This window comes from Burkholderia torrens (assembly GCF_984668525.1).
The window spans coordinates 404,923-419,521 of the sequence record NZ_OZ480213.1 but is presented as its reverse complement, the minus strand read 5'-3'; the positions used below and the strand labels follow the sequence as shown (position 1 = coordinate 419,521).

Genomic DNA, 14,599 nt, shown 5'->3' with positions numbered 1-14,599 from the left:
CGCTCGACAAGACTAGGAGACCGTCATTGCATTGCGAAATGATATTAATTCGATTGCAAACAAAAATTACCGATATAAGTTCAGCAACGCAACCGCGCTCGGCCGCACCGATCGAACCGGCCTTTAACACGAATACTTGTTAAAAAATCGCTGGTTATTATTTGTATTCGCTAGCGGGTCGATGCTAGTTTTCTGTCGGATTCGACGACGCGGCCGGCGCCCGACGCGCAGCCGCCTCCCCTCATCCGCCCTACGGGAACCCGCCAGATGAATCGATGCCGCCTGCCACGCTGCTGCTTCTTCGAGGACGTCGGATACAACGTAACGTTGCCGGTGTACCGCCGCCCAGACCATCCTGCCAGGGAGCCGCAATGAGCGACCGTGCCGCGGCGCTCGACAGCGCACGGGCCGCTGCCGCGCCGGTACCGCGCACGTCGCTGCGTGCGATCTTCCCGACCGTCGCGGCCGCGAGCCTCGGCTTCGCGATCGTCCAGCTCGACGTGACCGTCGTCAACGTCGCGATTCCGAGCCTCGGCCATTCCTTCGGCTCGAGCGTTCACGGGCTGCAGTGGATCGTCGATGCGTACACGCTGTCGTTCGCCGCGCTGCTACTGACGTCCGGCACGCTGGCCGACCGCTTCGGCAGCCGCCGGCTGTTCGCATACGGCCTCGCGCTGTTCCTGCTCGCGTCGCTCGGCTGCGCGCTCGCGCCGTCGCTCGCCGCGCTGATCGCCGCGCGGGTCGCGCAAGGCGTCGGCGCCGCGATGATCCTGCCCACGTCGCTCGCGCTCATCACGCACGCATGCGCGAACGACACTGCCGCGCGCGTGAAAGCCGTCGCGTGGTGGAGCGCGACCGGCGGTGCGATCAGCGCGGCCGGGCCGACGCTCGGCGGCCTGCTGATCGATTCGCTCGGCTGGCGCGCGATCTTCTTCATCAACCTGCCGATCTGCGCGATCGGGCTGTGGCTCACGCTGCGCCACGTGCAGGATTCGGCTGCCGCACGCACGCGGCTGTTCGATCCGGCCGGCCAGATCGTCGCGGTGCTGGTACTCGGTCTGCTGACGGGCGGGATCATCCGGGCGGGCGCGCAAGGTATCGGCGATCCGTATGCGGCCGGCGCGCTGATCGCGTCGGCCGTGCTCGGCGCGTCGTTCGTCGCGATCGAACGGCGCGTGGCCGCGCCGATGCTGCAGCTCGCGTTCTTCCGGATCGCGCGCGTGCCGGGCGTGCTGGCGATCGGCGCGATCACGAATGCCGCGTTCTACGGGCTGATCTTCTCGCTCAGCCTCTATTTCCAGAACGCGCGCGGCTTCACGGCGACCGAATCGGGGCTCGCGCTCGCGCCGCTCACGATCATCATGCTCGCCAACATCGCGAGCGCGCGGCTCGCGGTCCGGTACGGATTCCGCGCGACCATCGTCATCGGCCTCGCCGTGTCGCTCGCGGGCTACCTGTGGCTGTGGCACACGCTCGCCGCGCATACGCCGTACGTCCTGCTGGCGCCGGGGCTCGCGGCGATGGCGATCGGCGGCGGCATCGCGATTCCCGCGCTGACGTCGACGATGCTCGGTAGCGTCGAGGCCGGCCGCTCGGCAACAGCTTCCGCGATCCTCAATACCGCGCGCCAGGTGGGCGCCGCGATCGGCGTCGCGGCACTCGGCGCGCTGGTCGCGGGCCAGGGCGCGGCGATCGTGGCCGGCGCGGCACACGCGTTCGCCGTCGCGGCCGTGCTCGTCGCCGCCTGCATCGTGGTGGCCGCGCGCTGGCCAGGTAACGCACCCGATACCGGCACGCGAGGCTGAGCCGTTGCCGACCGACACCCTTCAACCGATCCCACAGCCGAGCGAGGAACCCATGCAGCATCGCTTCATCGATACCGTCCTGATCGTCGACGGCGCGTCGACCGCCGCCTACCTGGCGCCCGCGTTTCGTGCGTACGGCATCCGTTGCGCGCACGTGATCAGCGATCCCGACCTGCCGGAAATCTACCGGAACCAGTTCGTGGCGTCCGACTACATCCGCCAGGTCCAGCACCGCGGCGACATCGACGCGACGCTCGCGCAGCTGCGCGACCTGCGGATCGGCGCGGTGCTGCACGGCCTCGATGCGGCGCTGGAGCTGGCCGACACGCTGGCCGAGCGGCTCGACGTGCCTTATCGCAACCCGCTCGCGACGTCGGCCGCGCGGCGCGACAAGTTCGCGATGAACGAACGCATCCGCCAGGCCGGCCTGCGCGCACCGGCGCACTTCCACAGCACGTCGGTCGATGAAGCGCTCGAATGGGCGCGCGCGCAGCGCACGCTGCCGCTCGTCGTGAAGCCGGCGCGCAGCGCGGGCGTCACCGGCGTGAAGATCTGCCGGACGCTCGCGCAGGTCGAGGCTGCCGCGCGCGACGTGCTGGCCACCCGTTCGCTGTACAACCAGCCGAATGACGACATCGTGATCCAGAGCTATTCCGAGGGGCAGGAATACATCGTCGATTCGGTGTCGTTCGAGGGCCGTCATCGCGTGGTCAGCCTGTGGGAAGTGCATCGCGACCGTACGCACGCGCCACGGCTCGACAAGATGCTGGTGCTGAATCACGCGGACCCGCGCTACGCGCCGCTGCTCGACTACGCGGCCGACGTGCTCGACGCGCTCGACGTGCGCTTCGGGCCGACTCACCTCGAGCTGTTCGATACGGCTGACGGCCCGACGATCGTCGAGCTGAACGCGCGACTGCACGGTAGCCTGGACCCGCGCCTGACGAGTGCGGTCAGCGGCGAGAATCACGTATCGGCCGCCGTCGAAGCCGTGCTGCATCCGGAGCGGCTGTTCGGTGAAGCGGCCGCGCCGACGGATTTCCGCGGCTATTGCGGGCACGTGCTGCTGCTGTCGTCACGTAACGGCGTGCTGCGGCAGGACTTCACGTGGCAGGCGATCCAGGCGCTGCCGTCGTTCGTCGGGCTCAAGCAGTGGATCAAGGTAGGCGATACGCTGCGCGTGACCACCGATCTGCAGACGGCGCTCGGCACCGTCGGCCTCTACAGTCCGACGTTCGAGCGGCTGCTCGAGGATTGTCGGCGCATCCGCGAGATCGAAGCCGATTTCTTCGCGGACGAACGCGCGGTCGCGCCGGCCTAGCGCGCGAGCAGCGCACCCGCCTGCCGGCCGAGCACCGCGCGCAGCGCATCGAGTTCGGGCAGCGCGGGCGCTTCGTCGGGCGTGACGAGGTAGGTCGTCACGCTGTCGAGGTCGTCGAATGCATGCGCGCGCAACTCCTTGCGCGCGACGTGCTCGGTCGTGATCCGCTTCGGCAGGATCGCGACGCCCATCCCGGCCGCCACGCAGCCGAGGATCGCGCCGAACGTGCCGAACGACGACACCGATTCGATCGCGACGCCGCGCGCCTTCAGCCAGTGCTCCGCGACCGCGCGGTACGGGCAGCCGTCGTGAAACGCGAGCAGCCGCACCGAGTTGTCGGCCAGCAGCTGCCGGCGCGTGACCGTGGCCGCGCCGACCAGCACCATCTCCTCGGCGAACGCGGGCTCGTAACGCAACCCTGGCCGGACGACCGCGCGCGCGGTGAGCGCGGCATCGATCCGGCCGCGCAGCAGTGCGTCGGCCAGCTCCGGCTCGCTGCCGATCTGGACCGCGAGACCGAGCGCCGGCTCGCGCTCCTTCAACGCGGCGGCCAGCGCCGGCAGCCGCGTGGCCGCCGTGCTTTCCATCGAACCGAGCCGGAAGCTGCGTGCGACCGGCGTATCGCGCACCACCTGCGTCGCTTCGTCGACGAGGCGCAGGATGCGGTCGCAATACGGCATCAGCCGGCGCCCCGCCTCGTTCAGCACCAGCCGCTTGCCGTGCCGGTCGAACAGCGGCGCGTCGAGCGACTCTTCGAGCTGGCGCAGCCTCGCGGTGACGTTCGATTGCGTGCAGCCGAGCCGCTCGGCCGCGCGCAACGCGCTGCCTTCCTGAACAATGGCACGAAAGGTTTCGAGCAGAGGGATGTTCATATCATTTTCTCTTGTTACCGATTCAGTTTATATCATTTTACTTAGCCCATCATCCGGATTAGCCTAGCGGATATTCGGTGCCGGCCGCTCTTTCCGAGGAATCCGCATGCCATCCGCTGTCTGCTCCGGCTTCACCCCCGATCGCCGCCGGCCCGAGGTTCGCCCGTGCGCGCACTGATCGCCGCGACGGTGCGGCGCGGGCCGACCGTGCTCGCGTGCGGCGTCGTCCTCGGGCTGCTGGTGCCGCCGCTCGCGGATCTCGCGCGGCCGTTGATGCCTGTCACCGTGTTCCTGTTCGTGCTCGGCACGCTGCTGCGCGTCGAGCCCAGCGCCGTGCGCGCGGTTGCGCGCCGGCCGGCCGTGTCGCTGCTGCTGCCTGCCGCGACGATGATCGCGTGCCCGGTCGCGCTCGGTATCGCCGCGCGCCTTGCCGGCATGCCGTACGACTGGGTCGTCGCGCTGGTGATCGCGTACTGTGCGCCGCCGTCGAGCGGCACGTCGACGATCGCGCGGATGTTGTCGCTCGACGCGAGCGTCGCCCTCGTCGCGACCCTCGCGTCGATGGTGTTCGTGCCGCTCACCGCGCCGCTGCTGACGGCCTGGTTCAGCCACGATGCCGCGGTATCGATCTCGCCATTGAGTCTCGCCTTGCGGCTCGCGCTGCTGATCGGCAGTGCCGAGGGTGTCGCGCTGCTCGTTCGGCGCTTTGCCGGTTCGCGCCTCGACCGCTATGCGACACCGATCGACGCGACCGTCGTCGTCGCGCTGCTGGTGTTCGCGCTCGGCACGATGGCCGGCATGCAGCAATCGATCATCGATGCGCCGCACCGCGCGCTGAGCGCGATCGTGCTCGCGTTCGCAGTCAATGCCGGCTTCCAGGTCCTCGCGTACGGGCTCACGCCCGGCGACGTCCGCACGCGGCTCAACGTCGCGCTGATCGTCGCCAATCGCAACGTCGGCCTGATGTGGGCCGCGCTCGGGCTGGCCGCGACGCCGACCATGGCGCTCGTGTTCACGTGCGCGCAGTTGCCGATCTATACGCTGCCGCGCGTCGTCCAGCACCTGCTGCCGCGCCTCGAAGCGCAGCGCCTGCGCCGGCGCGCGCGCTAGCTGGCCCTACTCCTCCGTTCCCGATCAAGGATCCGACATGAAGCGACTCATCGTGATCGGCGCGCGCGCCACCGGCAGCAGCGTCGCGCTGGTTCGCGCCGCGCTGGCACGCCAGCTGGCCGTGACCGTCATCACCGCGCCCGGCCATCGTCTCGACGGCGTGTTTCCCGACGCCGTCGAGACCGTCAACCTCGAGCCCGATGCCGGCCAGCTCGCCGGCTGGCTGCGCACGCGCTTTCCCGGCGAACTCGATACGCTGCGCGTGACGACCGCCCACGACACCTATGCGCGCACCGCCGCGTGGGTTGCCGACGCGCTCGGTCTGCCCGGCCCCGACGCGCGGCACGTCGCGCACGCGGTATCGAAATCGAACCAGAAGGCGTTGCTTGCCGCTCACGGCATTCCGGCCGCGCAGTTCGTCACGGGCACGCTGGCGGCGCCGGCAGCGCTTGTGGCCGCGGCCGATCCGCTGCGTTTTCCGGTCGTCGTCAAGCCGTCGGAAGGTTCGGCGAGCGACGGCGTGCGGCGCTGCGAGGACATCGCCGACGTACGGGCGCAGCTCGACGCGCTCGCGGCCGCGGCCGCACAAGCCGACGCGCAGTCGCTCGCGACCGAACGCGTCGTGATCGAGGAATTCCTGAGCGGCAGCGAATACTGCGTCGAGTATTTCGACGGCCGCTATGTCGGCGCACTGCGCAAGCTGAAGCGGCACGGCGCGGGTTTTCTGGAACGCGGCTATACGTCCGAACTCGATCTCGATGGCGACACGCTGCGCGCGCTGATCGACGTCGGCACGCGCGCGACCGCGGCGGCCGGGCTCACGTGGGGGCCCGTGCACCTCGACTGCATCGTGCACGACGGCGTGCCGCATGTGATCGAGCTGAACCCGCGCATCGCGGGCAGCTTCATCTGCGACATCGTGCGCGACGGGTACGGCTTCAACGTCGTCGAAGCGCTGCTCGACAAGCTTGACGGGCGTGCGGTGACGATCCCCGAGCTGTTCGAGCCGCACGCGTATGCACGCGTCGAATTCCTGCTCGACAGCGATCCACGCGCGTGGCGCTTCGCGCAGGCCGGCGAGCTCAACGACGGCGCGGTCACGCTCAGTTACGGGCCGCAAGTGCTGCCCGATCGCGAACGGCGCGCGTTTCTTTATGTGCGGGTTGCGTTGCCGGCTCCGCACGGTTCGGCGGAACACGCGGGATCGTCGGCCGGTCGCGGTGAGGTCGTGCAGCCGACGCTGGCTGAGGCACCTTCTAATCTGGAGCCTTCAACTGGAAAGGTTGGCTGATACGTCATAGGGTGTTCCGGAATGGCTGCGGCGCTGCCTGAGCACATCCACGTCGCACTTCACGCGCAATCACGCGCGCTGTTCGTCGATGTGTGCGCGGATACGACGGGCGCCTTCCTCCGGGCTGCATGTCGACGTATCGATGCGCATCGAGTACGGCCGTGAATAGGCGGGATGCCCGAACTGGGATCTGGCCATGCCCTCGCTCCTGTCCGGCCTCGCGCGTTCGCGCTGTTCGAGAATGGCCAGCGGACACGAAACGCCTACGACGACGGTGCGGCGAGGTGACAGTGCAGCGATGCACGCGTCCAGCGCGGGCGTATCCCGAAGTACGAACCTGTTTTATCGTCGCCGTCCGTGGTTTTGCGGATCGACGGCTATCGACCCGTTTCTGCCAGTGACAGGCTCCCCGGTCAACGGCTGCAATATGATGTACTTCGGACATCCCAAGCAGACCGGGGGTACAGGTCCATATCTTCAGCTTTTCACCTTGGCGACCTGCATCTCGCGTGCGACCTTCGCCTGTCGCCGGGTCTTCTCATTGAGTATCTGATGACGCCGGTGATCCGTCATCTTCTTCCAGCCCCGGATTTCGTCGAGCGTCCGAAAGCAGCCAATGCAAAGACCGGTCTTGCCATCGAACGCACAGACATCAATGCATGGCGATTTGACTGCCATCGTTCAGGCCACAACGCGAGTCGGGTTCATTTCGACCGTCACATGCGACAGTCCCTTGAAACGCTTGAGCGCTGTGCGGTAGAAGCCCGGGTTGCGCTGTACTTCATCGGTGGCGACCGAAACGATCGCGCTCATATGCCCTGGACCGACACGCCAAACATCGAGGTCGAGCACGGTGTCGCCATTGTCTTCGATGACATGACGGACGTTCTCGGACATACGCTTGAACCTGTCGACTTCAACCTTGGTGAAGTGCATCGATGTTTCGACGTGATACGGGCCGAGAGCTTCGTCGCGGGTCAACGACCGTCCCCAGCCGGCGCCTTCGGGTCGACGCTGGCCTTCCTGACGATTGCCAATTACACATCCGAGCTCCGCGGTTTGGGTCTAGCTCGACCGCTCCTTAGGCCCGCGCGATGCTTCCTTGACGGGCTTTCGCTTGCCCGACGGCGTTCGCGGCGTGTCGAGAAAGCCCCGACACAAAAAGGCAATCACCGCCTCTTTCTGGTCGGGATCTGGAGCGCCGTAGCCCGATATCCGGCCAAACTCTTCCGTTGAAGCGAAGAATGCGACCGCCCCGGCGATCAGCGCAAAGTAGGCGGCTGTCGGATCAATATCGACGAGCAGGCCCTCGGACCTGAGGCCATCGAACAGTGGTTGTAGCTGCAGGAAGACCCGCTTGGCCATGGTATCCACAACCCAGTCGTGGCGGGCCGAATTCATGGAGAACTCCTGCATCATCAACCGCGAGAGCTTCGGGTTGTCGGCCATGAAACCGAGGAAGCTGGGCAGCACGATAGCAGCACGTTCAGCTGCCGTCTCCCGACCGACCGCTGCCGCTAGCGCGGACTCCGCGTGGCGCTCAAAGTCGCTGGAGCACTCCATCAGCACGTCGCGCCACAGCGCCTCCTTCGCGGGGTAGTAGTACGAGAGATGGCCGACGTCCATGCCAGCCGCGGCCGCAAGCTGGCGCATGCTCGTGGCGTCGAAGCCGTAAGTCGAAAAAACGTCGAGTGCTGTGCGCCGGATCGATTGCCGAAACGCGGCCCCATCGCGCGGTGGGGGCTTTTTGCTGTGAGTTGCCATTGCCGGATTGTAAGGCTGCCCTCCCTTTCTCTGTCGGTAGGGAAAATCCCAAGCGACCCACGCTTGACACCGAGGGAAGAAACTTTGACGATTGTCCAAATCGAACTTTGACACATGTCAAAGTTTCAAGCGTGCCTGATGCGATACCTAACCAAATATAGGAGACGAGACCATGTACTCATTGGACACACCGAGCCCGTACCCACGACGTCAATGGTGGATGGCGGCCTGGAGCACGGAAGTCGGACGCTCCGTGCTTGGTCGCACTATCCTGGGTGAGAAGGTGGTGCTGTATCGCACGGAGTCGGGCGAGGCGGTCTGCACGTCGGGCATCTGTCCTCACCGCATGTACCCGCTCGAGAAGGGCCGCCTCGTCGGTGATGCGCTGCAGTGCGCCTACCATGGCATCACGTTTGATGCCTCAGGCCGCTGTACTCATGTACCGTCCCAGGACGCTGCGGCCCCGGCGGCATTGCGCCGCTATCCCGTGCTTGAACGGGCGGGAACCGTTTGGATCTGGACGGGCGAGCCGGATGCGGCCGACCCGCGGCTCATGCCGCCCCTGGACGAGGTGGGCCTGTGCGATGGCTGGCGCATCGACAAACAGGGGCCGATCGATCTCGATGCGCGCTACACGTTGCTGATTGACAACCTGCTCGATCTGTCGCACGTGAGCTTCATCCATGCCGACACTATTCCGGGCGCTGAAGCTGTGGCGCGCGTTCCCTGCGAGCCGGTCGGCTCCAGCCAGAGCTTCAACAATCGGCGGCTGGGCCGTGGGATTCCCAGTAGCCCATACCTGCAGATGCTTTTTCCTGAGTACGAGGGCCCAGTGGACCAGCACTTCGATGCCGAGTACTTTGGTCCGTGCCTGATTCGTACCGGCGGGCACTTCCTGATCGCAGGCACTGAGCAGAAGCTAGGCACGGTCAACTTCCTCCATCTCATCACCCCTGAGACGCCCACCTCCACGCGCTACTTCGTGGCCACAGTACGCAACTTCAGGACGGACGACGAGCCACTCTCGCAGTTCTACCTGGCGTCAGGCAATGCAATCGCGCCGCAGGACAAGGAGGCCATCACTTCGATCGAGCACGTCCTGCGGACGGGACAGCCACTGCCTAGAGAGATTTCGGTTAAGGCCGATGTGGGATCGGTGCGGGTTCGCAAACGACTCACTGTACAGATCCGCGCCGAGTCGGCTTCCGCCGAAGCCTGAACTGGGCCGCTCGATCAACACCGTCAATACCGGCATGCGACCCCAAGGGGATACGTAATCGGTCGAAGGCCTCTTGTGCAGCGCGCCGGCGAGTCAGGCAATCATGGCGCCAGGCGTAGGAGGTATTGGATGACGAGTAAGGACACCTTAATACTCTTCAAACTTTTAGATTTGTAACTACGGAGACATAGATGATCATCTTCAAAAACGTCCGCATCTTTGATGGTACGGGATCACCGCCGTTTGCTGGCGAGGTGGCCGTAGAGGAAAACCGCATCGTCTCCGTCGCGCCTGGTGGGTCGACGAAAGGCACAGACTATCAGGCCGATGTACATGTGATCGATGGCGAGGGCGCGGTCCTGATGCCTGGAATGGTCGAAGCACACGCGCACCTGACGTGGCCCAGCTCGGTCGAACGCCCTGTCAGGGAAATGGCAATGCCGCCAGAAGCGCTGGCGCTGACCGCTGCGCGCAACGCGCGAATCCTGCTCGATTATGGCATCACCAGCGCTTACTCAGCCGGCGCGATGAGCCAGCGGCTTGAAATCTATCTCGCCGAACAGATCGAAAGCGGTGGCCTGCCCGGTCCGCGCTTCATTCCATCTTCGATCGAAAAGGAACCGCCCGCGGGGGAAGATAACACCTTCAATCCCGGCAAGTCCGAGCATCAACTCGGTGGTCCGGACGAAGTACGCGCATTCATCAAGGAGTGCGCGGAGTTCGGCGCCAAGTCGGTGAAGTTCCTCATCTCAGGCGAAAGCCAGCTGCGCCCCGGTGCCTCGCTCGAGCTCCAATACAAGGATGAGGAGCTTCAGGCCGCGCATGAACAGGCGGTTGAATCCGGTATCTGGTTGAACGGACACGCGCATGCAGCCGAAGCGGTCAAGCTCGGCGCCCGTAACGGTTTTCGCATGCTGTACCACTGCACACACGCCGACGAAGAAGCCCTGGATCTGCTTGAGCAACGCAAGGACGATATCTTCGTAGCGCCTGCGATCGGCGTGTTACAGGCTCTGCTCGACTTCACGCCGCCGCCGGGGATGGACCTCACGGAGCAGAAGGCTGACGCGCGGGATGTGATGGAGCGCCATCGGAAACTGATCCCTGAAATGCGCCGGCGCGGGATCCGGGTGCTGCCCTTCGGTGACTATGGCTTCCCCTTCAATCCGCATGGCTGGAACGCTCGCGATCTCGACATTTTCGTGAAGCAGATGGGGTTCACTCCTATCGATGCGCTCGTCGCCGCGACGAAACTCGGTGGCGAGTTGATGGGCATGGGCAATGAGCTTGGAATGATCAAGCCGGGTTACCTAGCAGACATTCTGCTTGTGAAAGGCGATGTCACGCAGGATGTCACCCTGCTTCAGGACAAGCAGAACATTCTTGCCGTGATGAAGGACGGCAAGTTCCACAAAGAATTTTCAGACACAGCACTGGCACAGTGCTGATTCATCGGCGTTCTAGTTCAGGAATCCTTCGTTATGAATTACAAACTCTTCCAGTTCCTGCCTTCGTCCGGATCGCCGGAGTTGGGAATCGTGGTGGCCGATCAGGCCTACCGCCTGTCCGACTGTACTTTGGAAACCTACCTGACCGACGTTGGTGCGCAGCACGAGCGAATGAAGGAACTGGCGCTCCGGATAGCCGAGGGCGCGGAACTGCCGGAGACAATCGACATCGGCGCGACGCGTCTGGTCGCCCCCACGCTGGAGACCGCCACAATCTATGCCTGCGGGGCGAATTATCGCGATCACGTCGAGGCGATGGCGAAGGTGATGAACACCGTCGTGAATGATCCCCGTGCTAGCGGCGCCCCGCCGTTCTTTTTCATGATTCCGGGCCGTACCGGCCTGGCGGGGCATGGCGAGCACGTCAATTATCCTTCAGGCGTGAAGAGGCTGGATTTTGAGGGCGAACTCGCAGTCATTATCGGTCGGCGCGCGCGCAACGTGAGCGAAGCGGACGCCCTATCCTATGTCGCCGGCTACAGTTGCGCCAACGATCTGTCAGCTCGCGATCGTCTGGTCCGCCTCCAGGAAGACGCCAGTTCGCCGTTTCGGTTCGACTGGATAGGGGCGAAGGTCTTTCCGCAGTCGTGTCCAATCGGTCCTGTTTTGACACCTTCGGAATATATCGCCGATCCCGAGGATCTTGCTATCAAGACCTGGGTCAACGACGAACTGCGGCAAGACTCAAACACAAAGAACCACATCTATTCAATCTCGGAGCAGATCGCGTTCCTCAGCAGCCGCTTCGATCTCTTGCCTGGCGATGTGTTGATCACCGGAACTCCAGCGGGGGTCGGAGCTGAAAACGGACGTTTCTTATCGAAAGGCGACAAGATCAAGATCGAGATTGCCGGCCTTGGCGCCCTCTCAACCCGAATCGCCTGACAGTAGCGACGCGAACCGAGGAATACCAACTGCGCCAGTAAGTGCGCTAATCAGAAAGGCCCTGCAATGCTCGACCAGAATCTCGCCGCAATGCTCAAGAAGTATCATGCTGGCCCCGCGATAGAAGCGATGAACGCCGACGAGCAGCGGCAATTCTTCCGCAAACTCCGATCGTCGCCGACGCCGATCCCGGGCGTCGAATCACGAGACCTTCGGATCGACACCGGCGATACGACGCTGGAGGCCCGTTTGTTGTCGCCAACCCGTGCCGCAGACGACAAGGATGATCTGCCGTGCCTCGTCTACTTCCATGGGGGCGGCTGGATGGTGGGTGGACTTGATACCCACGACCAGAGCGGGCGACGTCTTGCGCTGGGCGCGGGCATCAAAGTGTTGCTGGTTGCTTATCGCCTGGCACCCGAGCACCGTTTCCCGGCGGCTCATGACGATGCGTTAGCCAGCACATCCTGGCTCTTCGACCATGCTCGAGAACTAGGCGTAGACCCCGACCGAATCGCGGTCGGAGGCGAGTCCGCAGGTGCGAATATGGCGGCCTTCGTCGCTTCCGAATTGCGCGACGAAGTGGGCAAGCGGTGCGCGCTGCAATTGCTGTTCTACCCAATGACCCAAGTCGATATCGATACTGCATCGCGGAGCGAATTCGCGGAAGGCCATCTCATCACCGCAGGGCTTCACCGCAATTGCATGCAGAATTACTTGACGTCGGACAGTCAGCGGACTGATCCACGTATCTCGATCCTCCTTCGTAAGGAGCTCGGCAGCTCGTCTCCCGCCTTCATTGCGGTGGGCGGCAATGACATGTTCCGTGACGAAACCAGAATGTATGCAGATCGCCTGACCAGCGCTGGCGTCCCCGTCGAATATCACGAGTACGCCAGCCTGATTCACGGCTTTTGCGGCTTCTTCGATTTGGCAGCCGAAGTCAGAAAGGCGTTCGACGACGCTAGCCGGGCTCTTCAACGCGCATTCAATCGAGACTGACAATGATGCACGCGACCGAAGGTTGAAGAACCGCCGCCGGTCGAATGAAAATAATGAAATACAGGAGACTTGAACATGGAACCGAAACGGACCATCGATTGCGACGTGCTGGTCGTGGGATCCGGTGCTGGTGGCATGCTCGCCGCGATCCGCGCCCACGATCTCGGCCAGAAGAGCGTAGTGATGGAAAAGACGCATTATTTCGGTGGCACGTCGGCGTTGTCAGGAGGACAAATCTGGGCGCCGAACCATCAGTTCATGAACGGGGAAGACAGCGTCGCGAAGGCAAGGAAATATCTGATCGCCATTACCAATGGCAACGTCCGCGAAGATCGCATTGACGCCTTCCTTGCTGAGGCGCCGAACATGACACGATACCTGGAGCAGATCGGTGTCGGCATCATTGGGGACACCTTTCCCGACTATTTCATGGAAGTCGACGGCAGCATGTTTGGTCGCAGCCTTGCTCCGACCATGCTCGACGGCAAAGCACTCGGTCCGATTTTTTTCGAAATGCGCGAGCCGTCCCACCTATGGAAGGCCGGACATCGGGTCGCACTCGATTGGCCCGACATGCACAAGCTTATCGAAAAGCCGTCCGGCTGGCAGTTCTCGATCTTCAAGATGTTTGCGCGTTACTGGACGGATATTTCATGGCGAAGAATCACGCGGCGCGATCGTCGCGTCACGATGGGGGCCGCGCTTGTGTGTGCCCTGCGGATCGCAATGGAAAAGCGCGGGATTCCGCTGATGCTGAACATGCGCATGACCGATCTGGCCGAAAGCGGCGGGCGCGTCAGCGGCGCGACGTTCGACAATGATGGGCGGGAGATCTCCGTGCGCGCTGCTAAGGGTGTCATCATCGCGGCGGGCGGGTTCGAGCATAATCAGTCACTACGGGATACGCACGCGCTCCGCCCAACCAGCGCCGGTTACAGCATCGCCCCGGGCGTGAACACCGGCGACGGCCTGCTGGCAGCGCAGGGCGTCGGCGCCAGCACCGAGATGATCGGCCACTTCTGGTGGACGCCGGTTGTCGTGCTGCCGGATCCGCACGTCCCAAATTCGATGGTGCCGGGGCCGCTATTCCGTTCACCGGGTTGCATCCTGGTCGATTCAGACGGCGAACGATTCGTCAACGAATCATGGTCCTACGACCGGATCGGCAACAAGGTGCTCGCCGAAGGGTCGGGTCGCCGGAGTTCCGATCCCTACTGGTTGATCTTCGATTCCCGCTATCGCGCGAACTATCCCATCGGCAACCTCGTTCCGTCTTCGATGGCGTCGGACAAAGCGATTCCGCGTGAATGGTGGAACCGCTTCATCTATAAAGCAGGCACGGTGTCGGAACTGGCATCGCTCACAGGCTTGCCATCCGAGAAGCTCAACTCGGTCGTCGCGCACATGAACGATGCGGCGAAGACGGGCAAGGACTCCCAATTCGGCCGAGGCGATTCGCTGTTTGACCAGACGATGTCCGGCGAACGGTCCGCTAGTCCAAATCCGAGCCTGGTCCCGATCGACAAGCCGCCGTTCTACGCCATCCGCGCCTATATCGGCGACATTGGCTCCAAGGGCGGCATCCGCGTCAATGCCAACGCACAGGTTGAGCGGGCCGATGGTACGTCGGTCCCGGGCCTGTATGCGATCGGCAACAGTTCGGCGTCGCCGTTCGGTGATTCCTATCCCGGCGCCGGCGCGACGTTGGGGGCAGCGATGACGTTCGGCTATATCGCGGCGGGTCATCTCGCTGCGTGACACAGATCGGTGATCGTATCGCGCGGATTACGAGCGACTACGCTGGACGACGCGCCCAAGGGGG

Annotated in this window: 14 protein-coding genes; 9 read left to right on the top strand and 5 right to left on the bottom strand. The window is 64.0% G+C overall.

All coding sequences use genetic code 11. The features are described 5' to 3' along the window. Positions 1 to 371: 371 nt before the first annotated feature. Positions 372 to 1,805 carry an MFS transporter gene (locus AC5LXX_RS32325; protein WP_493414170.1) on the top strand — a complete coding sequence of 478 codons (1,434 nt, stop codon included), beginning with the start codon at positions 372 to 374 and terminating at the stop codon, positions 1,803 to 1,805. Between the two features lie 52 nt (positions 1,806 to 1,857). Then, positions 1,858 to 3,126 (top strand): ATP-grasp domain-containing protein, encoded by a 1,269-nt coding sequence (locus AC5LXX_RS32320; RefSeq protein WP_493414169.1) that lies wholly within the window; start codon positions 1,858 to 1,860, stop codon positions 3,124 to 3,126. On the opposite strand, the gene AC5LXX_RS32315 is transcribed toward AC5LXX_RS32320, so the two are convergent. Then, positions 3,123 to 3,998, bottom strand: a complete 876-nt coding sequence (locus AC5LXX_RS32315) for a LysR family transcriptional regulator (RefSeq protein WP_493414168.1) — start codon at positions 3,996 to 3,998, stop codon at positions 3,123 to 3,125. The genes AC5LXX_RS32320 and AC5LXX_RS32315 overlap by 4 nt on opposite strands. 165 nt (positions 3,999 to 4,163) lie before the next feature. Between AC5LXX_RS32315 and AC5LXX_RS32310 the strand changes: the two genes are divergently transcribed. Both AC5LXX_RS32310 and AC5LXX_RS32305 read left to right on the top strand, forming a co-directional pair. Then, on the top strand, positions 4,164 to 5,108 hold the full coding sequence (locus tag AC5LXX_RS32310) for a hypothetical protein (protein ID WP_493414167.1): 945 nt from the start codon (positions 4,164 to 4,166) through the stop codon (positions 5,106 to 5,108). A gap of 37 nt (positions 5,109 to 5,145) precedes the next feature. Further along, a complete protein-coding gene (locus AC5LXX_RS32305) occupies positions 5,146 to 6,399 on the top strand; it encodes an ATP-grasp domain-containing protein (protein WP_493414166.1) in 1,254 nt (417 codons plus the stop codon). A gap of 69 nt (positions 6,400 to 6,468) precedes the next feature. On the opposite strand, the gene AC5LXX_RS32300 is transcribed toward AC5LXX_RS32305, so the two are convergent. From AC5LXX_RS32300 to AC5LXX_RS32285, 4 genes are all read right to left on the bottom strand, one after another. Further along, positions 6,469 to 6,711, bottom strand: coding sequence for a phosphotransferase-like protein (locus AC5LXX_RS32300; RefSeq protein WP_493414319.1), 243 nt, complete (start codon positions 6,709 to 6,711; stop codon positions 6,469 to 6,471). Positions 6,712 to 6,876: 165 nt separating this feature from the next. Next, positions 6,877 to 7,077 carry a DUF1289 domain-containing protein gene (locus AC5LXX_RS32295; protein ID WP_229050696.1) on the bottom strand — a complete coding sequence of 67 codons (201 nt, stop codon included), beginning with the start codon at positions 7,075 to 7,077 and terminating at the stop codon, positions 6,877 to 6,879. Positions 7,078 to 7,080: 3 nt separating this feature from the next. Further along, positions 7,081 to 7,380 carry a hypothetical protein gene (locus tag AC5LXX_RS32290; RefSeq protein ID WP_493414165.1) on the bottom strand — a complete coding sequence of 100 codons (300 nt, stop codon included), beginning with the start codon at positions 7,378 to 7,380 and terminating at the stop codon, positions 7,081 to 7,083. Between the two features lie 84 nt (positions 7,381 to 7,464). Next, on the bottom strand, positions 7,465 to 8,163 hold the full coding sequence (locus AC5LXX_RS32285; protein WP_083417878.1) for a TetR/AcrR family transcriptional regulator: 699 nt from the start codon (positions 8,161 to 8,163) through the stop codon (positions 7,465 to 7,467). A 172-nt stretch (positions 8,164 to 8,335) separates the two neighbouring features. Between AC5LXX_RS32285 and AC5LXX_RS32280 the strand changes: the two genes are divergently transcribed. From AC5LXX_RS32280 to AC5LXX_RS32260, 5 genes are all read left to right on the top strand, one after another. Further along, on the top strand, positions 8,336 to 9,382 hold the full coding sequence (locus AC5LXX_RS32280) for a Rieske 2Fe-2S domain-containing protein (RefSeq protein ID WP_493414164.1): 1,047 nt from the start codon (positions 8,336 to 8,338) through the stop codon (positions 9,380 to 9,382). A gap of 191 nt (positions 9,383 to 9,573) precedes the next feature. Then, positions 9,574 to 10,830 carry an amidohydrolase family protein gene (locus AC5LXX_RS32275; RefSeq protein WP_493414163.1) on the top strand — a complete coding sequence of 419 codons (1,257 nt, stop codon included), beginning with the start codon at positions 9,574 to 9,576 and terminating at the stop codon, positions 10,828 to 10,830. A 33-nt stretch (positions 10,831 to 10,863) separates the two neighbouring features. Beyond that, positions 10,864 to 11,775 carry a fumarylacetoacetate hydrolase family protein gene (locus AC5LXX_RS32270; RefSeq protein ID WP_493414162.1) on the top strand — a complete coding sequence of 304 codons (912 nt, stop codon included), beginning with the start codon at positions 10,864 to 10,866 and terminating at the stop codon, positions 11,773 to 11,775. Positions 11,776 to 11,841: 66 nt separating this feature from the next. Further along, positions 11,842 to 12,777 carry an alpha/beta hydrolase gene (locus AC5LXX_RS32265; RefSeq protein ID WP_493414161.1) on the top strand — a complete coding sequence of 312 codons (936 nt, stop codon included), beginning with the start codon at positions 11,842 to 11,844 and terminating at the stop codon, positions 12,775 to 12,777. A 75-nt stretch (positions 12,778 to 12,852) separates the two neighbouring features. Continuing rightward, positions 12,853 to 14,535 carry an FAD-binding protein gene (locus AC5LXX_RS32260; protein WP_493414160.1) on the top strand — a complete coding sequence of 561 codons (1,683 nt, stop codon included), beginning with the start codon at positions 12,853 to 12,855 and terminating at the stop codon, positions 14,533 to 14,535. Positions 14,536 to 14,599 lie beyond the last annotated feature (64 nt).